General features: G+C 45.2%; 16 protein-coding genes and 1 pseudogene. 15 read left to right on the top strand and 2 right to left on the bottom strand.

The features are described 5' to 3' along the window. Positions 1 to 59: 59 nt before the first annotated feature. Positions 60 to 965, bottom strand: a complete 906-nt coding sequence (locus BMX02_RS03115) for a DUF7847 domain-containing protein (protein WP_091688958.1) — start codon at positions 963 to 965, stop codon at positions 60 to 62. 142 nt (positions 966 to 1,107) lie between these two features. Here BMX02_RS03115 and BMX02_RS03110 point away from each other — a divergent pair, with 142 nt between their 5' ends. Next, positions 1,108 to 1,563, top strand: a complete 456-nt coding sequence (locus BMX02_RS03110) for a DUF523 domain-containing protein (protein ID WP_091688956.1) — start codon at positions 1,108 to 1,110, stop codon at positions 1,561 to 1,563. Positions 1,564 to 1,826: 263 nt separating this feature from the next. Here the strand turns inward: BMX02_RS03110 and BMX02_RS03105 are convergent, their stop codons facing one another. Further along, positions 1,827 to 3,845 carry a sodium-translocating pyrophosphatase gene (locus BMX02_RS03105; RefSeq protein WP_091688954.1) on the bottom strand — a complete coding sequence of 673 codons (2,019 nt, stop codon included), beginning with the start codon at positions 3,843 to 3,845 and terminating at the stop codon, positions 1,827 to 1,829. 284 nt (positions 3,846 to 4,129) lie between these two features. Between BMX02_RS03105 and BMX02_RS03100 the strand changes: the two genes are divergently transcribed. The 14 genes and pseudogenes from BMX02_RS03100 (at position 4,130) to cobN (ending at position 25,273) form a co-directional block, all read left to right on the top strand. Further along, a complete protein-coding gene (locus BMX02_RS03100) occupies positions 4,130 to 4,579 on the top strand; it encodes a hypothetical protein (protein WP_091688952.1) in 450 nt (149 codons plus the stop codon). A 664-nt stretch (positions 4,580 to 5,243) separates the two neighbouring features. Then, complete coding sequence (acs, locus tag BMX02_RS03095) at positions 5,244 to 7,190, top strand: acetate--CoA ligase (protein ID WP_091688950.1); 1,947 nt, start codon at positions 5,244 to 5,246, stop codon at positions 7,188 to 7,190. 52 nt (positions 7,191 to 7,242) lie between these two features. Then, entirely contained in the window at positions 7,243 to 7,890 is a 648-nt protein-coding gene (gene pyrF / locus BMX02_RS03090) for an orotidine-5'-phosphate decarboxylase (RefSeq protein ID WP_091688948.1), read from the top strand. Between the two features lie 203 nt (positions 7,891 to 8,093). Further along, positions 8,094 to 9,290, top strand: coding sequence for an adenosylcobinamide amidohydrolase (locus BMX02_RS03085; protein ID WP_091688945.1), 1,197 nt, complete (start codon positions 8,094 to 8,096; stop codon positions 9,288 to 9,290). Further along, the gene (locus tag BMX02_RS03080; RefSeq protein WP_091688943.1) at positions 9,287 to 10,327 is read left to right on the top strand and encodes a magnesium chelatase ATPase subunit I; all 1,041 of its coding nucleotides are present in this window, start codon (positions 9,287 to 9,289) and stop codon (positions 10,325 to 10,327) included. Before BMX02_RS03085 ends, BMX02_RS03080 begins: the two co-directional genes overlap by 4 nt. Next, positions 10,300 to 12,264: a VWA domain-containing protein gene (locus BMX02_RS03075; protein WP_091688941.1), complete on the top strand. Its 1,965-nt coding sequence runs from the start codon at positions 10,300 to 10,302 to the stop codon at positions 12,262 to 12,264. The genes BMX02_RS03080 and BMX02_RS03075 overlap by 28 nt, the downstream gene beginning before the upstream one ends. Before the next feature lie 35 nt (positions 12,265 to 12,299). Beyond that, entirely contained in the window at positions 12,300 to 13,310 is a 1,011-nt protein-coding gene (locus BMX02_RS03070) for an apurinic/apyrimidinic endonuclease family protein (RefSeq protein WP_135643996.1), read from the top strand. An 86-nt stretch (positions 13,311 to 13,396) separates the two neighbouring features. Continuing rightward, entirely contained in the window at positions 13,397 to 14,617 is a 1,221-nt protein-coding gene (locus BMX02_RS03065; RefSeq protein ID WP_091688937.1) for an ABC transporter substrate-binding protein, read from the top strand. Next, positions 14,614 to 15,687, top strand: a complete 1,074-nt coding sequence (locus tag BMX02_RS03060) for a FecCD family ABC transporter permease (RefSeq protein ID WP_210409167.1) — start codon at positions 14,614 to 14,616, stop codon at positions 15,685 to 15,687. Before BMX02_RS03065 ends, BMX02_RS03060 begins: the two co-directional genes overlap by 4 nt. Next, positions 15,684 to 16,754, top strand: coding sequence for an ABC transporter ATP-binding protein (locus BMX02_RS03055; protein WP_091688935.1), 1,071 nt, complete (start codon positions 15,684 to 15,686; stop codon positions 16,752 to 16,754). Before BMX02_RS03060 ends, BMX02_RS03055 begins: the two co-directional genes overlap by 4 nt. Positions 16,755 to 16,838: 84 nt before the next feature. Further along, positions 16,839 to 19,034 carry a nitrogenase component 1 gene (locus BMX02_RS03050; protein WP_091688933.1) on the top strand — a complete coding sequence of 732 codons (2,196 nt, stop codon included), beginning with the start codon at positions 16,839 to 16,841 and terminating at the stop codon, positions 19,032 to 19,034. Further along, positions 19,031 to 20,311, top strand: a complete 1,281-nt coding sequence (locus BMX02_RS03045) for a nitrogenase component 1 (protein ID WP_091688931.1) — start codon at positions 19,031 to 19,033, stop codon at positions 20,309 to 20,311. Before BMX02_RS03050 ends, BMX02_RS03045 begins: the two co-directional genes overlap by 4 nt. 140 nt (positions 20,312 to 20,451) lie before the next feature. Then, positions 20,452 to 21,288: a sirohydrochlorin cobaltochelatase gene (locus tag BMX02_RS03040; protein ID WP_167879285.1), complete on the top strand. Its 837-nt coding sequence runs from the start codon at positions 20,452 to 20,454 to the stop codon at positions 21,286 to 21,288. Positions 21,289 to 21,526: 238 nt separating this feature from the next. Beyond that, positions 21,527 to 25,273, top strand: a pseudogene (cobN, locus tag BMX02_RS03035) (cobaltochelatase subunit CobN). Positions 25,274 to 25,321 lie beyond the last annotated feature (48 nt).

The raw sequence follows: 25,321 nt of genomic DNA, 5'->3' as shown, positions 1-25,321 counted from the left end.
GTTGACAGCGAATAACTTGATGATATATTTTCAAAGTGGTTCTCTTAAAGAGATCTTTTTTAAGGATATTCCAGCAACTCACTGATATCATACAGTTCTTTTTCTGACCTGGACATGTAAAGGCGGGTCCACCATACCGTAATAAGTGGTTGTATCACAGCGATGGATAGAATGAAACTGATAAATGCCCAGACGGCTCCAACTGCTTCTATGGAAGACATCACTTCACTAAGCAGGTTGTTCAGGACAGATATACTGATCATTACTATGAAAAGCAGTAGAACGTCCAGCTTGTTTTCCATGAAGAAACTGTAACCCCTCTTAAGACCTGAGATGGGATCAAGGCTATCCACTACCAGACAGAATTCCAGAGGGCTTAGCACCAGAGCAACGATTATAGCATAAAGGATCCACAATAGAAAACCGAAAAGCAGCATTACACTCGTAATAACGGCATTTTCGGGATTGGACATCAATGTCCCAAAGTCATTTGTAACAAGTGCCCCTGGTACAATAAAAACGATGCCAGCAAGGCTTATCAGGAATACCATGATCTTTGCCAGAAGCAGGCTGATAACGTTTTTATTCCCATAATGGAACATATCGGAAAGGGTCGTATGCCCGGACTCTGATGCTGCCTTTGCCATTCCTACAGCACCGGCAGTGAAATAGGACTGGATAAATGTCAGTACCAGTATTGTCAGAAGCCCGAATACCACGACTATGCCAATGCTATCATTGAACAAAGGCATGATCAACGCCATTGCTTCTTCCGGGGAAAGGGAAGACGGATCAGATATCTTTGAGATCGACGGAGCGATGACAAGGAACGACAGGATAATAACAGCCATTACCATGACGAGCATACTTAGCAGCATGTTAAAGATGAACGGGACGGCAATCCCTAAATTACGTTTCCATGTTCCAAATCCTTTGTTGAGAACTTTCCCCAGATCTTCATGCATGTTTTTTATCTCCTCGAGATAGATTTAAACCGTTTCTGACACTATATAAATATTGCTTAGATCCCGACAATAATACTGAACATTTTATGAAGCATGTGAAGAATATTGGATATAGGATCTAGGTTAGTGAGGAGGTCGTATCATGCAAGAAAATAATGAAAAAGAGATACTGGTTATCGGACATTGCCTGGCAAATGTGTATTCCCGCCTCAAAGGCATCAAAGCCCCACCTAAAATGGAGATATGCAGCAGGAACGTGATCCAGCTTCCGTGTCCTGAAATGATCTATCTTGGCAGTTCACGAAGGGAGATCACAAAGGATCAGCTGGAGACTCCGAATTACAGACGCTTTTGTCGTTCTCTTTTCGAGCCCTTTGCAGATATGCTCGAGCAATTCTACCAGGAAGGCTATTCCATAAAGATACTCGGAGTTCCAAAGAGCCCCTCATGCGGTGCACAGACCACGACCATAGGAGGACCTGCCGGGCGTGTCAGTGAATTTGCACATGAGAATGTGGAAGGCATGGGAGTTTTCTACGAAGAGATAGTGCAAGAACTGGAAGAGAGAGGTGTATTCTTCGAGATGTGTGATGCCTGATCCGATGATCAGGTACAGGTCGCTGTACAATAATAAGTATCCTGGACAGTTTAGCCGGAGATATTATTCCTTTATTTGTTCTATTATTGATCAGCTATATTCTTTTTTATTAACTATTACCAGCTATTGCCAGCTAATATCAAATAACCGATCTTTAACAAACCTCTGGCTTTTCAAATAGATCAGTGATGAGAACGTTATCAGAAAGATCAACAAAAAAAGAAAATAGATGATCCGGACAATGCCGGATCGATGTTTCAAATTTAGAACAAGCCCTTGCCGATGAAGAGGGAAGAGAACAGGATCGCGATCATGTTCACTACCTTGATCAGTGAGTTAAGAGCGGGTCCTGATGTGTCCTTGAATGGATCACCGACTGTGTCACCGACAATTGCTGCCTTGTGAGCGTCGGAACCCTTTCCACCGTGTTCTCCATCTTCAATGAGCTTCTTTGCATTGTCCCATGCTCCCCCTCCGTTGTTCATTGTAAGAGCAAGGAGAAGACCTGCAACGATGATACCGATAAGCAGACCGCCGAGAGCTTCCGGACCAAGCACAACTCCAACTAAAAGTGGAACGAAGATTGCGAGGATACCTGGAATTGCCATTTCACGGATAGCTGCTGCAGTGACGATGTCCACGCACTTGCCATATTCAGGCTTTGCGGTGCCTTCCATGATACCAGGGATCTCCCTGAACTGGCGGCGAACTTCGTTCACGATAGCGAATGCTGCTTTTCCTACTGCCTTCATTGTAACTGCAGTGAACAGGAATGGAAGCAGTGCACCGATAAGCAGACCAACAATAACTATAGGGTTGTCAAGGCTGAGCGAACCTGCCTCGAGGTTGACCTTGTGCCTGTAATCTGCGAAAAGTGCCATTGCACCAAGTGCTGCGGAACCTATGGCATAACCCTTTGTTACTGCCTTTGTGGTGTTTCCGACTGCATCAAGTGCGTCGGTAATCTTACGTACTTCTTCAGGCATCTTTGCCATCTCAGCAATACCGCCGGCATTGTCTGTGATTGGACCGTATGAGTCAAGAGCCACGATCATACCGGTTGTTGACAACATTGCTGCTGCTGCAATAGCAATACCGTAAACACCCATTGCAGGGTCTGTTGCACCGCCTGCAATGAAGTAGGAACCAAGGATACCTGCAATGATGATTATCACTGGGAGTACCGTACTTTCGAATCCGATAGCAAGACCGGAAATGACATTGGTACCTGCACCGGTCTCTGATGCCTTGGCAATGGTCCTGACCGGGCGGAAGCTTGTGGAAGTGTAGTATTCTGTGAACACTACCATCAGCACCATGATAATTACACCCACGATGGATGCGTAGTAAAGGCGGATGTCACCCATGAGTGAATCAGTGACGAAGTAGAATGCAACCAGACAAAGAATTGCTGATACACCAACTCCTTTATAGAGTGCTTTCATGATCTTTCCATCGCTGCCGACCTTCACGAAGAACATGGAAATGATGGATGCGAAAATAGCCACTGAACCGAGGATCAATGGGTAAAGGATTGCGTTTGGATATGTTTCAAGGATAAGGGATCCAAGAAGCATTGACGCAAGGACGGTAACGACATAGGTCTCGAAAAGGTCTGCACCCATACCGGCACAGTCTCCTACATTGTCTCCTACGTTGTCAGCAATGACACCGGCATTCCTTGGATCATCCTCAGGGATACCAGCCTCGATCTTACCAACAAGATCAGCACCTACATCTGCAGCCTTTGTGAAGATACCTCCACCGACCCTTGCGAACAGGCTGATAAGACTTGCACCGAAACCGAATCCGATAACAAGGTCAACATCGCCGAAAAGAATGTAGAAACCACTGGTACCAAGTAATGCAAGGCCGACCACAGCAAGTCCTGTGACAGCTCCACCGCGGAATGCGACGGACATTGCTTCCTGAAGTCCCTTGGAAGCTGCGTGTGCTGTCCTGACGTTTGCCCTGATAGAAACGTTCATACCGATGTATCCTGCTACTGCGGAAGCTGCAGCACCGACGATAAATCCTACTGCGATCTTGCCACTGTCATCTCCCAGAAGGAAGAAGATAAGTCCTGCAAGTATAACTGCTACGACAGCTATTGTCTTATATTGACGATTCAAATAAGCCATAGCACCCTCCTGGATCGCAAGTGATATCTCCTGCATCTCTTCTGAACCGGTTCCTTCCTTAAGGACACGGGAGGCGAAGAATGCAGCAAACACCAGGCTTACAATACCTGCCAGAGGGGCAAGGTAAATTAAACTCTCCATAATCATACTCCTCTTTGTTTAGATCTAATTTTTGATCAATATGATATTATTATAATAGCAACAACATACAAATCCTGTTAACGGATCGTTGTGTTCACTTATATATTAATGCTAAAAGCAGGTTGAAATAGAACACACTAAATATGAATGTATCGATTGGGAAATGTTAAACTGTTATGAACTGAGCTCGATTTGTACAATTCAGCCTCTTTTAACTCCAATTATATTCATTCTTCCGAAGAAAACGCGTTAGTAATATCTACCTGTAGCACAATCATGTTAATATGAAAGTGCTTTCTTTTCTTGTATTATTCATATTAGTTTCCTCTGTTTCGATACCTGCATTAGCACAAGAGATAGAAGAAGAAACTGATTTTATGCACTTTGACAGGATGGTCATGCGCTTTGATGAAACAGATGCATATGTGACAGTGACCTATGACCTTGACATGTTCGCCAGAATGTACGTGCTTGCATTCGGCACACGTCACCTCGAATCATCTTTTGAGAACATCTTTTCCGAATATGAAAAAACAGAAATCGAGGAGATAGGTTACGACACTGCAGTTATTACATTAAAGGATGTTTCGAGGTCAAGTGACAGTTACTACCTGCACGACGGTCATAATCTGGGAACCACCATTCATTCCCTTCAGATCATATATCCCGGCGGAACTTCAAAAACACTTACGGATGTTACAGAAACACCAAATATGTTCTATGACAGGAACTGATATTTTTAGCTCAATACCTGTTAATGTACTATAATATGCTGAATATCTATGGGCGGTCTCATCATTAAATTCATTCAATGTGGTACAGAGTATGGCACAGAGTATCATTTGCACAGCAATCACAAAAGGCCCCTCATGCCTGCATCCTATACGTCGATGATCCTTGAAGAGATAATTGACCTTCAGCTATGAATTAAAAAAAAGTGTCATTAAAAATAGGTATTAGTATAAAAATATCATGATTAATGATTATCTATTTATAGAATTGTGACAGATTAATAATTAGAGCGCAGGCTTTCCATACGTACCACCATCCCCCCGCCGGGTGATCCCCAAATTACGCTCTTGTCTGCGCTTCCCCTCACCTGGCATTCATAAACATGTCCATGAATGTCCTCCATTTGAACCTTTTATTCTTCAGAACTCCTTTAGATTTCTCTATTTTCACCACAAAGGAGCACAATATAGATAATTGGAATACTATTGAAACGGGTTCGGACAGAAAATGCAGAATTTAAAATTGAACTGAAACTACCTGAAATAAAATTCAAACTTCTGATGAATTATGCGCCATTAAGATAAAAGATTTGACCACTACATATTTACCTAATTAATCGTTATAATTACTATACATCCTTACATAATCAATAGGTCTTGTTAACAAATGACAGAAACAATCGAATCTTTGCTTAAGGAACAGAAGAAGTACTATCCATCGGAAGAGTTTGTCAGGCAGGCTAACATGAAGGACCCGCTGATATATGAAAAAGCGGAAGAGGACTTTGTGGGATTCTGGGAGGATCTTGCCTACAACATCGACTGGTTCGAAAAATGGGATACTGTCCTTGACTGGCAGCCACCTCACGCAAAGTGGTTCACCGGTGCAAAACTGAATGCCTCCTACAACTGTCTCGACCGCCACATCTCAAAACATGGTGACAAGACAGCCCTTATCTGGGAAGGTGAAATGGAAAATTCAGAGACCTATACATATAAGGAACTGCTGGACAAAACTGCTCGTTTTGCTGCTGCCTTAAAAGAAATGGGGGTGAAGAAAGGTGACGTGGTAACGATCTACCTGCCCATGATACCCGAAGCAGTGATATCCATGCTGGCATGCGCCAGGATAGGTGCACCCCACAGCGTGGTCTTTGCAGGATTCTCCGCAGACGCGCTTGCACAACGTGTGGATGATGCGAACAGCCGATATGTCATTACATGTGACGGTTATTTCCACAAGGGTAAACTGGTGGAACAGAAAGAGAAAGCTGACAGGGGACTTGAGACTGCTACATGTGTGGAAAAGGTCGTTGTGGTCAACCATGCTGCTAATGCTATCGCCATGAAAGAGGACAAGGATATCTGGTGGGATGACCTTATACACAATATTGATTCGGTATGTGAACCTGAACAAATGGATGCCGAAGACATACTGTTCCTGATGTACACCAGCGGTACAACAGGCAAACCAAAAGGAGTTGTCCATACTACCGGCGGATATATGGTCGGCACGAATGTTACTTCCAAATGGATATTCGACCTGAAGGATGATGATATCTACTGGTGTACTGCAGATATCGGATGGATCACCGGACATTCGTATCTTGTATACGGCCCCCTCTCAAACGGAGCGACCATTGTAATGCACGAAGGTGCACCTGACTATCCTGACAAGGACAGGTTCTGGGACATCGTGGAAAAATATGGAGTAACTATATTCTACACAGCACCTACTGCAATACGGACCTTCATGAAGTGGGGAGATGACATTCCCGCAAAGCATGACCTCTCATCCCTGCGCCTGCTTGGAAGTGTCGGCGAGCCTATCAACCCAAAAGCCTGGTTATGGTACTATGAGGTCATAGGCAACTCCAACTGCCCCATTGTAGATACCTGGTGGCAGACCGAAACAGGTATGATAATGATAAGTCCGCTGCCCGGCCTCACCACCATGAAACCGGGTACTGCGACCAGACCATTCCCGGGAATTAAGGCTTCTGTCCTTGACGAGGAAGGAAATGAAGTTCCTGAAGGTGAAGGCGGATACCTTGCCATTGAGAGACCATGGCCGAGTATGATCAGGACAATAAACGGGGACGAGCAGAGATTCCTTGAGACCTACTGGAGCAAGTGGGGTACAGGTAGATACCTTGCAGGCGATGGTGCACGCAAGGACAAGGACGGGGACTTCTGGGTACTTGGTCGCCTGGACGATGTTATCAAGGTTTCCGGGCACAGGCTCGGGACAATGGAGATCGAAAGCTCACTTGTGTCACACCCGGCAGTTGCAGAAGCTGCGGTTGATGGAAAGACAGATGAGATCAAGGGAGAGGTCGTCGTCGCTTATGTGATCCTTGAATCAGATGCCAAACTCTGTGATAAACTTAAACAGGAATTAAAGGAACATGTTGTTGATGAGATAGGGGCCATCGCACGTCCAAAACAGATCATATTCACAGAGGACCTTCCAAAGACAAGAAGTGGTAAGATCATGAGGCGTGTCCTGAAAGCAATTACTAATGACACAGAGGTAGGAGATATTACAACCCTTCAGAACCCTGCTGTGGTCGAGGAACTTAAAAGAAAGGTTAATGAGCTAAGGGAACATTGAAGCCGTTAGTATAACTCATACTTGTTCCAAAACCAGGATACAGGAGATGCCCATGGAAAAGAAGAATTGCTTGATCCTTGCCCTTGATGTGACAGACAGGGAAAATGCCCTGCGTATTGCAAATGAAGTATCTGAATATGTGGATTCCATTAAGGTCGGATATCCGCTTGTACTCGGAGAAGGGCTGGGCATCGTTAAAGAATTAGCCGAGCTTGCACCTGTTATCGCAGATTTCAAGGTTGCCGACATCCCTAATACCGACCGCCTTATTTGCGAACAGGTATTCAAAGCCGGAGCTGATGCAGTCATAACACATGGATTTACAGGTCGTGACAGCCTGGATTCCTGTGTAAAGGTCGCAAAAGAATATGGCAGGGACGTCTACGTTGTAACAGAAATGAGCCACCCCGGCGGCGTGGAGTTCTTCCGACCTGTTGCAGAGACCATTGCAAAGATGGCGGTTGATGCCGGTGCTACAGGTGTTGTTGCACCAGCCACAAGACCTGAAAGGGTCAGGGATATTCGCAAGATCATCGGCAATGATCTGCACATAATCTCACCTGGAGTAGGTGCACAGGGTGGCAGTGCTGCCGATGTTATCAATGCAGGTGCCGACTGGGTGATCGTAGGACGTAGTATCTATAACTCAGATTCGCCTGCTGATGCCGCCATGAAAATATGCAATGATATGAAATGCTGATCTGTTATCGCCTGTGATGAGCAACCGTTCTGAGCAATGATGAACCCTATGAGTACTGAGGCGAACGACTCTTTTTTATTTTATATTTTTCAACATAATTGTTACCCCTTGCACTAAATATTATATATTATCGTCAACATTTTCGATAGCATCCAGAGATAGAAAGTCAATCTCATATTTTGATATAAGTGGATGCGATCTTCATGACCGATAAAACAGACATAAAAACAGAATCTTCAGGAACTGGAACAATCGACATCGGCCCGAATACTGAAAATGAACGAAAGATCCTTTTTGAAACTTCTAACGGGGAACGTGTATACCTTCAGGATACTTCCATTATAGTAACTTTCCCGGCAAAGAGACGTACATTGACCACATCCTGGATCAATGGGGGATGCCAGGAAGATCTGAAAGGTATATTTAATCATAAGGTCCCGACCAAAGGTCGCACTTCCCATGAACTTGAAGGTGGAAGCGTACCCGAATACCTCAAGATAGCGGCATCAAGGCTTGGGCTGGACCCATCCAGGGCATCTGGTCTGTTGACCGCTGCGAATATGAGAAATGCTGTCATAAAGACCCAGTCATTCAGAGGACTGGAAGTAACTGCGGTCGTTACCGGAGGTATTGAAGTAAATGGTGGCCGGGCCGGCGATCCTGCATCTTATTATCAGGAAGATGAAAGATATGAGCCTGTAGGCGGCACCATCAACGTTATTCTTCTGATAGGGGCTAATATGCCACCATATGCTTTGACAAGGGTACTGATGACAGCCACCGAAGCTAAGACAGCAGCACTGCAACAATTGATGGCTTCGAGCCGTTATTCCAATGGTGTTGCCACGGGTTCAGGAACAGATATGATAGCCGTGGTCGTGGATAGCACAAGTTCCATGACACTAACAGATGCAGGAAAGCATTCTAAACTCGGAGAGATGATCGGCAAGTGTGTGCTGGAAGGAGTGCAGGAAGCAGTAGGGCTCCAGTCAGAACTAACTCCCCTAACACAGCGGGACATGCTGGTAAGACTTGATCGTTTCGGCGTGGATGAGAGCAATTACTGGAAAGTTGCATCCGCAATGGATGGAGATAACAAGAAAGCACGTTTTCTCAAAGATCTTCGGGAAATTTCCTGCAATCCATCCCTTGTAGGATATGTTGCATCCGTGCTCCACATAATTGATGAGATCTCGTGGGGGCTCATTCCAGAAAATGCCGGAAGGAAAGCTGCTCTTGCAATGATGCGTGAACTCCCACAGCTTTTGGGAGCACAGGAAGATGTTCCAATGGATGTGCTTCTGAATGAACGTGAATCCATTATGGACAATTGGATCTCCATAACAGCATGGATAGTCAAGAATGGAAAATGCCCCAATTTATATGGTGATAGGCAATGAGCATGGAAAGACCTGTTTACCCGTTCAGTGCGATCGTGGGTCAGGAAGCCATGAAAGAAGCACTACTGATGAACGTGATCGATCCATCTATCGGTGGCGTACTTATACGCGGGGAAAAAGGAACTGCAAAATCAACTGCAGTCAGAGCTCTTGCAGATCTCCTCCCGGAAAGAAAGGCAGTTCATGGCTGTGTTTATGGTTGTATATCATCTGATCATGAACACCTCTGCGCAGATTGCAGGCAACGTGTTGAGAGAGGGGAGCAGATCGTATTTGAATCGCGCCCCATGAGAGTCGTAGAACTTCCCCTGAGTGCTACAGAAGACAGAGTTGCCGGAACCCTTGACATCGAGCATGCACTTACTAGTGGGAAAAAACGTTTTGAGCCAGGAGTTCTTGCCCGGGCAAATGGCAACATACTTTACGTTGATGAGATCAACCTCCTTGATGATCACCTGGTAGACCTGCTTCTCGATGCAGCAGCGATGGGTGTCAATTTCGTAGAAAGGGAAGGTGTTTCCTTTTCACATCCTTCACGTTTTGTTATGGTCGGGACCATGAACCCGGAAGAAGGAGACCTGAGACCTCAGCTTCTGGACCGTTTTGGTCTGGCTGTTGATGTAGCCGGTGAACAGGACACGAATCGGCGCATGGAAGTGATCCGGCGAAGACTTGCATTCGAAGCAGACCCACATACGTTCATATCCGAATATATGGATGAGCAAGAACAAATTACACAAGCCATCATCAGCGCCCGTGAGAGATTAGCTCAAATCAAACCTGATGAAGATCTTCTCCGCACAGCGGTGGAGATATCACTTCATCTTGGAGTGGATGGTCACAGGGCAGACCTGACATTGGTAAAAGCAGCAATTTCTGCAGCTGCACTGGATGGTTCAGATACAATTGGATTAGAACATATTCTAAAAGCAGCACGCTTGGCTTTACCTCACAGGATGAGACGCCGTCCATTTGAAGAAGGCTATCTTGACATGGAGGAGCTTGAAACTTGGCTTGTAAAAAGACTGGACGATTGAACTGGCAAAGTTATCCATTTACTGCCATAGTAAGGCAGGAAAATGCCAAAAAGGCCCTTATCTCTGCATTGATATGCCCGGAAATAAATAACGTACTCCTAATGGGAAGAAGGGGGACAGGGAAATCCACGCTTGTCCGTTCAATAGATCGCCTTCTACCTGAGATGCCTTTTGTGAACCTTCCCCTTAATGCTACGGAAGAGCGTGTGTTAGGTTCTGTGGATATTGAGTCAAGCATTATCGAAGGACGAAAAAATGTGCTTCCTGGTCTTCTGCATGAAGCACATGACGGAATTATCTGTATCGATGAAATAAATCTGCTGGACGAACGTATTGTAGGATCTGTCCTCGATGCTGCAGAAAGAGGCCAGAACATCGTGGAAAGGGAAGGAATCTCATGGAAACATGACTGCAGGTTCCTGCTGGTCGGTACCATGGACCCTTCTGGAGGCATGCTTTCAGCTCATGTCATGGATCGTTTCGACCTTTGTGTGCAAATGGACTCCCTCGATAATATAGATGATCGAATTGAAGTTATCAGGAAACGTCTGGCCTATGAAGCTAATTCAACTGCTTTAGTGATCGACTCCCAACAGGATATCCTATCCCTACGTGAAAAGCTGATAAAAGCAAAACAAAGAATTAGCTATGTGATCCTTCCTGAAGGGCATATGGAACTGATAGCGCGCCTTGCCACCGAAATGGGTGTACAAGGTCATAGGGGTGATATCGCAGTTGCCAGGACTGCCAGGGCTATTGCAGCTCTTGAAGGAAGGGATCAGGTCATTTTTGAAGACCTTAAAGAAGCTGCTTTACTCTGTCTGGAACACAGGCGCAACGAGCCACAGCCTTCAAACGCCACTAACAAGAACGAGTCTGAAAAACAGAATGAAACTGATAAAACCGATGATGAAAACCAAAACGAAGCTGATGGTCCGGACAATGGAAACCAAAATAATGAGAGCCGTGAAGAAGAGGGAAATGAGAATGACATATCTTCAGAATTAACTGACGATGGATCTTCAGGAACAGAAGATGACGAACCTCCCACTTCAGAACCACAGACATTTGGTTCCCTTGATGATAGTGTCGCCGATGTCGGAGATCCTTTTGTGGTCATCGATTATCTTGCAAACATAGACAACTCCCATTTGAAAGAATCGCTTTCAAGAGGTAGAAGAGATAATGTGATCTCAAAAAGTGGTTCGGGAAGGTACGTTGCATTTCGGTATCCTCGTGACAGAGTGCATGATCTGGCATTTGATGCAACATTAAGGGCAGCTGCACCGTACCAGCATTTGAGAGAAAAAAAAGGTCTTGCTGTGGCTCTTGAACGATGTGACCTGCGGGAGAAGGTACGGGTAAGTAAGAAGGGGACGAACCTCCTGTTCCTGGTGGACGGTAGCGGTTCCATGGGTGCGAGGAAAAGGATGATAGCGGTCAAAGGTGCCATCCTATCGTTGCTCGAAGATGCATACCGCAAACGTGATGCTGTGGGCATGATGGTATTCAGGGACCAAAGCGCCGAACTTCTTTTGCCACCAACACGAAGTGTCGATCTTGCCTACAGGAAGCTTCAAACCCTGCCAACCGGCGGCAAGACACCTCTTGCAGAAGGCCTGACCCGGGCTGTGACATTAATGACAGGCAGCAGTATGTCCTCGGAAAATGATTCTGTTATTGTTCTGGTCTCCGACGGCAGGGCAAATGTTTCAGCGGGTGGATCCGATGCCTTTGAGGAAGCTCTTGACATAGCAAACAAAGCTGCAGACCTGCCAGTTCGTTTTGTGGTCGTCGATACCGAATCAGGATTCCCACGCCTGGGTCTTGCAGCAAAATTATGTTCGACTCTCCAGGGAACCTATTTCCGCCTGGAAGATCTGAATTCAGCAGCTCTGGCAGGTTCTATCAGACATCTGGTCCATAGGGATCATTGATCCCAGCAATACTGAATATAAAAGGAAATGCCAATATGATAAAGCAGAAGGAAATAAAGGAACTGGTGAATTTTTCCATCTATCCCTGTGATATCGAAAGGTTTGGAGGGGACTGGAGCTCACTGGAACAATTCGTTTCAGGACATGGACTTAATGGGCTGGAACTTCTGGTAGGAAATGAACCTCTACCGGAGATACCTGCACACCTTGTACATGGAGTTCACCTTCCAAGTCCCTTTGCTTATTTCAAGCTGCTAACAGGCGACCCTGATCTTGAGGGTCTGGAGGAATGGGAGATCAATATCATATATGGTGGCCGCAACAGGGAAGAATTGATCTCAAGGTTTTGTAACACCATGGAAAATGTTTCAGCGTTTGATCCTGCATACGCAGTTTTCCATGTTAGCTATGTTGAAACGGACCAGGTCTTCACACGCAACCACGGTTGCACAGATGAAGATGTCCTGTGTGCTACCGCTGACCTCCTTAATGAAGCAGTCTCACATTTTCCTGATGGGGAACCTCCGGTAAGACTCTTCTTCGAGAATCTCTGGTGGCCAGGTCTTACCTTGCTTGATCCCGAACTGACCCTTCGTTTTAGTGACATGCTTGATTTTAACAACTGGGCGTTCCTGTTGGATACAGGTCATTTTATGAATGCCACTATGTGCTGTAATGAGGAAAATTGTGCTGTAGGTACTGTGCTGGACAGGCTTGATAAACTTCCACGTGAGATCATCGAAAAGATCGAAGGAATGCACTTTCATTACAGTCTTTCAGGAGATTACCAGAAAGAGAGCATACTGCCACAGCACCCCCCTCATCTTCAGGAAAAGAACTTTTCTGAAAGCTATATGGACATAATGGAACATGTGGGGAAGATCGATCAACATATGCCTTTTAGCATAACTAAATGTAAAGATATCGTGGATATTGTATCACCGAATTACCTTACTCATGAATTCGTAACCAAGGGACTGGATGAACTTGATCGGAAGTTAAGATTACAATGTGGATCACTAAATGGCAATCAGTGGACTCGTTAAAGATAAAATTATTTTAATTTAAATCCATCTATTTTTATATCATGAGCTTCTTTGCTAAGAAAGATTATTTACAGAGGTAATGGTTTATGATGAAACATCTGGTATTGGTTGCCATCCTGCTAGCTGTCATAGCAGCAGGTTGCATTTCGGATCGATCCTCCCCGAATGATGAACAGGCTTTCGGCAGTGAAGTAAATATAGATAGTAATATAGTTAAAGAAGGAGACCTGTTCCCTGAAAAGGTAGAGGTTGAATATTCCAGCCGTTTTTCAGTGGAATATTACGATTCATACAAAGTAGTAACTGTCAACCAGCCCTGGCGCGGAGCCGAAGAATCCTTAGTATATCTTCTGGTCCAGAGAGGAACCAGCATACCGGATGGATATGAAGAAGCTACTGTTTTTGAGATACCCGTTGAAGGCATAGTGACCATATCCACAACTTACCTGCCACATCTGGAGATACTTGGTGTCACAGACCATCTCAAAGGGCATAAGGATATTCGATACGTGAACAGTCCGTATGTACTTGAAATGGTAGAGGATGGCAGTGTTGTGGAAGTTGGCGGAGCCGATTCAATCAATCTCGAAGTGATCATGGACATTGACCCTGATGTTGTCATGACATATGCAACAGGCAATCCTGCCTATGATGTTCATCCAAAACTGGAAGAGGTTGGGCTTGATGTTGTCATTAACGCAGATTATATGGAGGAACATCCTCTCGGCAGAACTGAATGGGTCAAGTTCACATCCCTTTTTTTCAACAAAGAACATGAAGCAAACCTCTACTTTGATGAAGTTGTCACAGAATATGAATACATTTCATCCCTTGCAGATCAGGTGGAAGACAAACCTACAGTATTTTCCGGAGTATCATGGCAAGGCACCTGGTACACCCCGGGTGGAAAAAGCTATGCTGCCCGCCTGATGGAGGATGCTGGTGCTTCATACCTGTGGTCTGAGGACAATTCAAGCGGAAGCATGACCCTTGGTTTTGAATCAGTATATGACAGGTCACTGGATGCGGACTACTGGATAGATACAGGAATCTGGTCCAGTCTTGACGAAGCAAAGGCAGATGATGAACGCTATTTTGATTTTGTAGCCGCCAAATCCGGGAACGTCTACAATAACAACCGCAGGGTAAACGAATGGGGAGGCAATGATTACCATGAATCGGGTATTGTCCACCCTGAAGATATCCTTGCAGATATGGTAAAGATCTTCCATCCGGAACTTTTGCCTGAACACGAATTTGTCTATTACCAGCAGCTTGCACCTTTAACCGGAGGTACACAGAATTGAACTATGATGACCGGGGTCCTGAGACAAAAAGGAAGATCTTTCCTCTAATGACGCTGTTCATAGTACTCTTAAGTACATTTTTCGTACTGGATCTTGTACTGGGATCTGTAAAGATTCCTGTTGATGCGGTCATCTCAATACTCTTAGGACAGGATGTGCAGAAAGAAAGCTGGGAGGGGATCATATTGAATTTCCGCCTCCCTCGCGCCTGCGCTGCTGTCTTTGGCGGCTCTGCACTTGCGGTAGCCGGTCTACAGATGCAAACCCTTTTCAGGAATCCACTTGCAGGACCATATATATTGGGAATTAGCTCCGGAGCCAGTCTGGGTGTTGCCCTGATAGTTCTTTCTGCAGGTGCTTCAACTGCCTCAGCACTGGTATCCGGCATGGGACTCATGGGGGATGCAGGGGTTGCCATGGCAGCTTTCATCGGGTCCTCTACAGTAATGCTCATTGTGCTGTTCGTTTCCCGGCGTGTGGAGAACAGCATGACCATTCTCATCCTTGGCCTTATGTTCGGATACGTGACATCTTCTGTTGTGACAGTACTTATGCATTTTAGCGCTGCAGAACGTGTCCAGGCTTTCATCATATGGACATTCGGAAGCTTTGCAGGAGTCACATGGCAACAGGTATACATAATGACATTATTTTCAATTACAGGACTGGTTACATCTTTTCTTCTGGCAAAGCCTTTGAACGCCCTCCTACTGGGTGAGCGATATGCTACAAGTATGGGTATGAACTTCTCAAGGACACGTAGTCTAATAATAATAAGCACAGCACTGCTGGCTGGAACAGTGACAGCTTTCTGCGGCCCCATAGCTTTTTTGGGTGTTGCTGTACCACACCTGTGCAGAGGCATATTTGTAACAGCTGATCATCGGACCCTTGTGCCTGCATGTGCTCTGGTTGGCGCATTCCTTGCACTTGCTTCCGACCTTCTGGCCCAGATGCCCGGAAGTGATCTTATGCTTCCCCTAAACTCGATAACATCACTGCTAGGTGCCCCGGTCGTCATCTGGGTCGTCATTCGTGGAAGCAAGAGTGGCAGAGGTGTTTCCATATGAACCATCGCCTTCTCATGACCAATGGTCTTTCCACAGGTTATATTTCCGGAAAACAAAAACCTACTATTATATCCAGCGGGTTGGATATCCAGCTTAACGAAGGAGAGCTGGTATGCCTTGTAGGTCCCAACGGAGCAGGCAAATCAACACTTCTGCGAACTCTTATAGGTTTACAACCCCCTGTAGCAGGGGATGTTTTTCTCAAAGGAAAGAACATAGCAGACCTGACAACTTCTGAAAAATCCAGATTATTAAGCATAGTCATGACAAGTCCTGTAAGTGCCGGTCACCTGACAGCTTATGATGTAGCTGCACTGGGAAGATACCCCTATACCGGATGGTCCGGTTCCTTATCCAAAGAAGATAGGTTCATGGTCAGCAGTTCTCTTGATGCAGTTGGAGCTACCAACCTCTCCCATCGGTTCATCCATGAGCTAAGTGACGGTGAAAAGCAGAAGGTAATGATCGCAAGGGGACTTGCACAGGATCCATCGTTATTGATACTTGATGAACCTACAGCTTTCCTTGACCTGCCACACAGAGTGGAGGTCATGAGAATACTCAGATCACTTTCCAGACATCCGGGAAGAGCGGTCCTTCTATCAACACATGACCTGGATCTGGCCATAAGGTCTGCAGACAGGTTGTGGCTGATCGATGGAAATAATAATTTTATTTCCGGTGCACCTGAAGATCTCGTACTAAGAGGAGTCTTTGGATCTGCATTTGATGTGAAAGGTGTGCACTTTGACAGGGAAAAGGGCGTATTTGTCATATCTCCTGAAGAAAAAGGACATGCCTGCCTTAGTGGTGCTAAAGGAATGGAGCATATGTGGACCACAAGAGCCCTTGAGAGAGCAGGTTATAAAATAGTAGGCCCGGAAAACGCAGAACTACACATTGAAGTGGGTATTGATAGTGATATTGCATTCTGGGATTGCAGGTTCGAAGATAATACAAATCGGTTCAACTCCATAGGAGATATGGTCCATTTCCTCAGGAAGCTCACGGCAACAGAACAACAGACTGAAGGTCTGGATCCAGTTCACCATAGAAGAGGAGAATGAGGATCTCTTTGTAAATTGACCAGTTTTGCAATTCCAAGGTTATTAAATAATAAGACATAAAACGAATATCAATTCAGGGAAAATATGATACAAATAGCACTTTATGGTAAAGGTGGAATTGGGAAATCCACTGTTTCATCAAATCTGTCGGCTGCCCTGGCAGAATCCGGAAAAAAAGTACTCCAAATAGGCTGTGATCCAAAGCACGACTCCACCCGTCTTCTTACGAACGGGAACAGCATAACCACCGTTATGGAATATATACGCGATACCCTTCCAGAAGACCGCCTCCTTGGAGATATCCTTTTCGATGGCTACAAGGGAGTGTCCTGTGTTGAAGCAGGTGGTCCTGAACCCGGTGTCGGATGTGCAGGAAGAGGTATCCTTAGCATGTTCGAATTGCTGGACCGGCTGGGCATACATGAAATACCATTTGACCTGTCACTATATGATGTACTGGGTGATGTTGTATGTGGAGGTTTTGCAGTACCCTTACGAAGGGAATATGCTGATGCTGTATTCCTTGTAACTTCCGGGGAATACATGGCTTTGTATGCTGCCAATAATATCCTGCGCGGGATACTTAATTTTGATGGGAGTTCACCCAGGGTGGCAGGTATAATCCACAATGGCAGGGGATTGGAACACGAAGATGAACGAGTTGATGCTTTTGCCAAAGCTGTCAAATTACCTGTGGTAGCATCAATACCCAGAAGCGAGCTTTTTGCAGAGGCAGAAAAACAGGGAAAAACCACATTAGAAGCATTCCCTGATTCCGATGTTGCAACCGTCTTTCGGGATCTTTCCGAATATATATCCCATCTTGTCACAGGTTCTAACCGACTGTATCCTTCTAAACCTCTGGAAAATAGTGAAATGGAAACACTTGTGCTTGGAAGGAATATACCTGTTATTAAGCCGGACCAGATAAGCTCTACTCATATACCTAAAGGACCAACAGATGGAAAAGATACTCTGCCAGTCCGAAAGAACCTGTATTCCAAAAGTGTGCGGAACAAAGAACCACTGCATGGTTGTGCTTTTGCCGGTGCGGTAACCACTACATCCCAGGTGAACGGGTCATTGACAATAATACACGGTCCCCGAAGTTGTGGTCATATAGTGACCCACTTCCTTTCATCCAACGTGCTTGCAGCAAGATCGCGACATGGAACTGATCTTCCTTGCAAAGGTGAGATCGCATCAACTGACATGGGTGAGACTTCATTCATATTCGGTGGACTGGAAGAGCTCAGGAATAAACTTGAAGAAGCCGCATCCCAGGGTTGGGAAATTGTATTTCTGGTAACGACATGCCCTGCAGGCCTTATAGGAGATGATCTTGAGACAGCCGTATCAATGGTGCAGGAGCAATATCCGAGAACTAAGATAATCCCGGTACCTGTGGACGGGAATCTTGCAGGTGATTTTGCACAGGGCCTTGTAGAAGGGTGGAAAAAGGTATCAGAACTGATAGATAATAGCGTATCTCCTGAAAAAGGGTTTGTCAATATCGTAGCCGAGAAAAATCTATCTGACAATGTTGAAGTTAATTTCCAGACCATCGAATCCCTCCTTGATGACATCGGATTGAAAGTGAACTGCCGTTTCCTGAACAGTACCACTATTGATTCCATCCGTCAGTTCAAAAAAGGTGAGATCAATATCCTTGCAAAGAAAGATGATTCAAGCCAGCTTGTCAGGGACCACCTTGAGAACTGCTTTAATGCCTCTTTTACAGATATGAACTTCCCGATAGGATTTAATGAGACATCAAAATGGCTGGAGGAACTTTCTCACCTGAGTGGCAGGAAAAATGATGCAGAGATGATCATTGAGAAAGAAAAGCAGATATACGATGCTGAAATGACGCGCTTGCGTCCCTTCCTTCAAGGTAAAAAAGTACTGATAAATACATACAGCCGGAGCATTGACTGGTTACTTGACATTATCTTCGACCTGGGCATGGACGTTCTTAAGATCGGACTCCTTCATTCATCAGCAGAGGAAGGGTTTTCCAGTAAATATGCAGGGAAGGTCCATGTGGAAGATAATTATACTGCACAACAGAGAGAGAAGGATATATTGGACCATCGACCCCATCTTGTTCTTTCAAATTATCCGCCAATGTTTGCCTCGGATGGCGTACACTATGACTCGATCCCCTTCTGTCCGGAAGTGGGTTTCAGGAATGATATATTCATGGCACAAAGATGGAGTCGCTTGTTGAGGCTCCCTGAGATCGAAGGATGGAAAATTGACGGAGAGGTGATAAGATGACATTTATCCCGGATGCATTGACAGGTTCCATTTTTGCAGCGGAAAGTATTGAAGATTGCTGTGTAGTACTGAACAGCCCGACAGGATGCAAATTCTACCATGCCCACATATCGAACCAGCAATATCCAAGGGAGTCTTCGCTTGATCCGCTCTCTTTTGCTGAGGAATTCTATTTTGGACAACCACGCATCCCCTGCACCTATCTTGACGAGGATGATTATGTGGCAGGTTCATCGGAGAAACTGTTAAGCATTCTTCCAAACGTGGCACCCAGACAAAAAGGAGCCATCGTGGTGATCAACTCACCGGGTGCAACATTGATCGGGGATGACCTCAAATACACATTCAAGGAAACGGGACTTGAAGATCAATGTGTGGCCATTGAAAGTGTGGATTTCTCACGCTCGGCACCTGAAGGTTTTGAAAAAACATTGCTGGAGATATTGAAGAAATATGTACGTGAACCCGGCAAAAGTTCATCGGAAAAAGTGAACATTTTAGGACTTTCCATATCCCATAAGCACTGGGAGGGGACGATCAAAGAAATAAAGAGACTTCTGGACCTTATGGGAGTGGAAGTCGGTTCTGTTATACCGGCCGGCTGTAGCATGGATGAAATAAAAGCTTCAGGTCAGGCTTCATTTAATATCGTCCTGTGTGCAGAATATGGACTTCAGGTCGCAAAATGGTATGAAAATAAGTTTGGGATTCCCTATATATATTGTCCGGAAGGAGCGCCTGTAGGATTTGATGCCACTGTATCATTCTTAAATTCAATAGCTGAAGCAATGGATATTGATGCATCCAGAGCATTGGAAGATATATCCCAAGCCAGAAAGACCGCTTACAGGAAGATAGCAAGATATAATTCACTTACAGGTCTGCCGAAAGGTGCTACATTTTCAATTCAGGCAGACAGTTCCCTGGCACTCCCACTGACCAAATGGCTTTATTATTATCTTGGGATGGCACCCATGGCAGTAAAGACGCTTCCCGGAGGGGATCCTGAATATGAACGGGCTCTTTGCGAGTTTATGAAGGAGATCGGTTTTACTGATGAGTGGGATATTTTCCCCGGTGATCAGCCGGTAGATATTGCAATCGCAGACGGTCATACCGTAGGATCTTTGCGTAACCAGAATATGTGCAGGAATGGAATTGAGATAGCCCTTCCAGCCGGAGAATATCTGGACATGGTCCAAAAAACATACATGGGTACAACCGGTGCCCTCATGATCCTTGAAGAAGTTCTCAACGGCATACGCATGTTATCTTAAAAGAATAAACTTTTCATGCATAGCCTTACTTATAATATAATAAAAGATTTCATATAGTATGTTCCCTAGACAAATAGATGAAATTAGAATCTATTGATAGGCATTTTAATTTTTCAAAAGTAAGTATGGAGATCAGTAAAATGACAGAGAATATTCCAGGACATGGTGCTCCTAAAGAGGATAAAGGAGCAGTTGTTGCAGTAATTGAAGGGACAACATCACCAGAGTGTGATGAATTTGTGAACAAATGTGTCTCAAAAATGAAGGAAGCCTATCCGGATGTAGAGTTTAGACTTGCAGTTACTTCTGATGTCATAAGAAAAGTTCTTGCAGAGCAGGGTGAAAGAAAAAACAGTGTTCTTGGTGCACTGGCAGGTTTGATCGATGATGGTTATTCACAGATAGTAGTACAACCATTGTATATTACACCAGGTAATGCTTTGCATTCGATCTACCCAGTCGTTTCCGGAATTAACAATCTTGTTGGTCCACACGGAATGCTGGACATCGATGGAATACTTATCAGCAACCCACTTCTTCTGAAAGCAGAAGATTATAGCAATGTTGCAGAGGCATTAGCTTCCATATTCAATGATGGGACTGTTGTGCTTGTGGCATCCAATGAAGAAGGTAACGCTGACCCAACACTATGTCAGTTACAGATGGTTCTGGATGAGATTACCGGAGGACGCATAGTTATTGCCACAAACAATGGCTATCCGGGTATTGAACAGGTCAAGAACCGCCTTGCACATATCAATGCCGAAAAGGTCATACTTGCACCTTTCACCATGGTAGCCGGCTATCATGCAAAGATGGACGTCTATGGGGACAAGGAATCTTCATGGAAGAACGTACTGGAATCAGCAGGTCATGATGTAAAGGTAGATGAAAGGGTCCTTGGAAAAGAAGATGCGATCCTCGACCTTTTTGTTGAGCGTCTAAAACAGACAGCACAAAGCCACAATTTCCTTTGAGATAAATGAAAGGGTATCCAGCGCATACAAACTTATGCATTCGTTTCTGGATACCCTTCTATGAACACTATGATATGCAAAATTGATGTATTTCCCACATTGATGTAGGAGATAGATTTAATATTGCATATTTATTCAGTTTTTCTACCAATTTTTAGGACTTTTATTGATGAAAAGGAAGTCTCCCAATATAATTTGAAAAACTTCTGATTTTAAAAAATATTCTGTGAATGATAACATGAAGATCGTAAGTATTGGATCAGGAACAGGCGGTAATCCATCCCTTTCAAGAGCTGCTGTGACCCTTCAAAATGAAGGTATTGATATTGAACTTTTCAGTTATACATCTGAAGATGTTGATGGAGACGAAAGGTCCTTTCAACAAATGCTGAAACATGTTAAAGACGCCGATCTTATTTTGCTGGTACTTCACGGTGGAGTTCCATATTTTAAGAAATTCCCACGTTTAAGAGAACATATTGAGCAGACAGAATCTCCGGTTTTCGTTCACAGTGAAATACTTGAAGAATCTCTCGAACTACGACCATATTTCAGACTTCCGGATAAAGAATACGAACTGGTCGATAGGTTTATCCAGCTTGGTGGTGAAACGAATTCCAGAGGTCTGATACTCTGGGCTTGCAACCACATTGCAAAGATGGATGTTGAAACAATTGAACCCGTTCGTCCAAGGATCGAGGGGATCTATCACCCGGACCATCCCGACATACTGGACCTTGAGGATCATCTTGCAAGGATGGATCCAGATAGACCAAAAGCAGGAATTCTTTTCTGGCAGGGGCAATGGCTCACCGGTGACTTGAAAGCCATAGATGCACTTATAAGGGGGCTTGAAGACAAAGGAATGGAAGTACTGGCCATATTTACACAATCTGCTCCGAATCCCATAACAGGGGCTGTGGGAGTGAAAAATGTAATTGAACGGTACTTCATGGATCAATGTAATTCACTGATCGAGATCCTTGTTCTAAATATGGGCTTTTCCCAGCTATCACTTTCATCACCGGGAGACGGGACTACAAAAGAAATTACGTACAATTTCTTTGATGCACTGGATGTACCGGTGCTACAGGCTATGACAACCTACTATTCTTATGAACAATGGCAGGAGGACATACAGGGGATTGGAACCATGGAACTATCATCCAATGTCGTCTGGCCGGAGTATGATGGACAAATAATAACAGTGCCTATAGCAACTACCGAGACCAGTGGAGATCAGGGCTCCCGGGAAGCGGTTCCCATCTAGGAAAGGGTCAATAAGGTAGTTTCCCTTGCAAGGAATTGGGCAGACCTGCGCCGAACACCTCCTTCGGACAGGAAAATCGCAGTTATCCTTCACCAGAACCCTCCACGTAGTGATGGTATAGGAGGTGCTTTTGGACTTGATGCCCCGGAAAGTGTGGTAAATCTTCTTGCGGAAATGAAAAAGAACGGATATCATGTTGAACGGATCCCGTCCTCAGGTAATGAAGTCGTAGAAGAACTACTTGCAGGCGTTAGCAATGATACTGAATGGCTGTCAGCTGAACAGATGGTCGAACAGGCATCCGGTCTTGTAGAGAAGGACATATACAGGCAATGGTTCGAAAAAATACCTGCCACATGTCAGGAAGTCATGTGTCGTGATTGGGGAACCCCTCCGGGCGAAATGTTCGAGGTTGACGGCAAGCTTGTGATCCCGGGTGTAAAGAATGGAAATGTCTTTATCGGGATACAACCGCCAAGAGGGTTCCTTGAACAGGTCGAGACATTGTATCACAATACTGACCTTGTGATGCCACATCATTATCTTGCTTATTATCGATACCTTGCTGAAGATCTTGGAGTTCAGGCCGTCATTCATATGGGTACCCATGGTACACTCGAATGGCTACCCGGAAAAGCTGTGGGATTGTCCGGAGAATGTTTCCCGGATGTAGTACTTGGAGAGATCCCACACCTCTATCCTTATATCATTGATAATCCAGGAGAAGGGATACAGGCCAAGCGGCGAAGTTGTGCAGTTATACTGGACCATCTGGTCCCTGCAATGAACCGTGCAGATAGCTATGCAGAAGTTGCAGACCTTGATATGAACCTTCAGGAATACTTCCGATCTTCAAGGAGTGGTGAGACCGGTAAAGCAGAACAGGTACTGGAGAGCATCTATGAGATCGTTAAAGAGCATAATTACCTGAACGACCTTGGCCTGCCGGAAGAAGCTGATATACAGATGCTGGCAAAGCGCGTTGAGGACCTGTACGATTATATCTGTGAGTTCAGAGACAACCTGATCAAGGACGGACTTCATATTTTCGGTCGCCCTCCGACAGACGAACGTTTTGCAGAGATGGTGTATTCCCTGTCAAGATTATGCAATGGACTGGTTCCTTCTCTCAGGGAAAGTATTGCATCATACAAAGGTCTTGATCTGCGTGACCTTCAGGATGATCCATCGGGATCGCATGAAGGAACGGGTGTGCTCAAAGGTACCCTGCTTGAAGATGTGGATGAAAGATCAAGACTCCTTATACATGAGATGGATATCCAAAATTATGAACACGAGGAGTGTGTCCAATATACACGATCCCTTTATCCAAACGGATCAGAAATTGAAATGGCGGTGTCCCATATTTGTGAAGTGATAGCGCCCAATCTAAGGCTTACGACCGATGAGGTCATGAACTGCCTGCGGGGTATGGATGGCGGATATGTACCACCTGGCCCGTCCGGCTCTCCATCACGAGGGAACTCACACCTGCTTCCCACAGGAAGAAACTTTTATTCCATAGACCCTTCACTGATCCCTACACCTGCTGCATGGGAGGTTGGCCACAAGCTTGCAGACCAGATGGTCAACAGGCATATCGATGAAGAGGGAGGCTATCCTGAAAATGTAGGGATTATCGTGTTCGCCACGGATACCATGAAAACAGGTGGAGATGATATCGCATACATACTCTGGCTCATGGGATTAAGACCGGTATGGTCTTCGGCCGGAGGACGGATCACAAAACTTGAGGTCATACCCATTGAGGAACTTGGTCGCCCGAGGATCGACGTGACGCTTCGCATTAGCGGTCTTTTCAGGGACGCTTTCCCAAACCTTGTGGAAATGATCGATGAAGGAGTGGAAATGGTGGCATCACTTGATGAATCGGAAGATGAGAACTACTATGTGCGCCACCTTCTGGAAGAACTGCTTGAATCCATAAAGTCCGGGATGAGTGAAGAAGAAGCCCGTGAGAAAGCACTTATACGCATATTCGGATGCCCGCCCGGAACATACGGCGCAGGTGTGGACCAGCTGGTCGAATCTTCCCGCTGGACAGAAAGAGAGGAACTGGCAGAAATGTATGTCCAATGGGGAGGACATGCTTATGGACGTAAGTTAAAAGGAAAGAAGATGCCGGAACTTTTCACACAGAGACTCGCAGATCTTGATGTGACGATCAAGAACCACAATTCCAGGGAGATCGACATACTTGACAACGATGATGATTACATCTATCATGGCGGCATGGTGGCTGCAGTGAAATCATTTGGAGAAAAGGATCCCCTGTCAGTGGTAGGAGACAGTTCCGATCCCGACCGCCCGAAAACCCGGACAACACAGGAAGAAGGGCGTTTTATTTTCAGAAGCCGTATCTTGAACCCGAAATGGCTGAACGGGCTTAAGGAACACGGTTATCGCGGCGCCCAGGAACTTTCAATACTTGTTGATTACGCTTTTGGATGGGATGCAACATCTGATATGTTAGATCCCTGGATGTACCAGTCATTGGCAGATCATTTCCTCTTTGATGAAGAGACACGGAAATGGATAGAAGAGAACAATCCATATGCGATGCGCCAGATGGCAGGGCGTCTGCTTGAAGCGATACAACGTGGTATGTGGGATGCAGATGATGACACCATCGAGAAGTTGCAATCCATTTATCTGGATGCAGAGGATATTCTGGAAGGATTTACAGAAGATTGAACCAGAACGTATCCGGAATTGGAGCGGACGAAACCTTTATCCGTAGAA

It is taken from the genome of Methanococcoides vulcani (assembly GCF_900111645.1).
Lineage (GTDB): Archaea > Halobacteriota > Methanosarcinia > Methanosarcinales > Methanosarcinaceae > Methanococcoides > Methanococcoides vulcani.
This window is presented reverse-complemented; position numbering and strand designations above follow the sequence as displayed.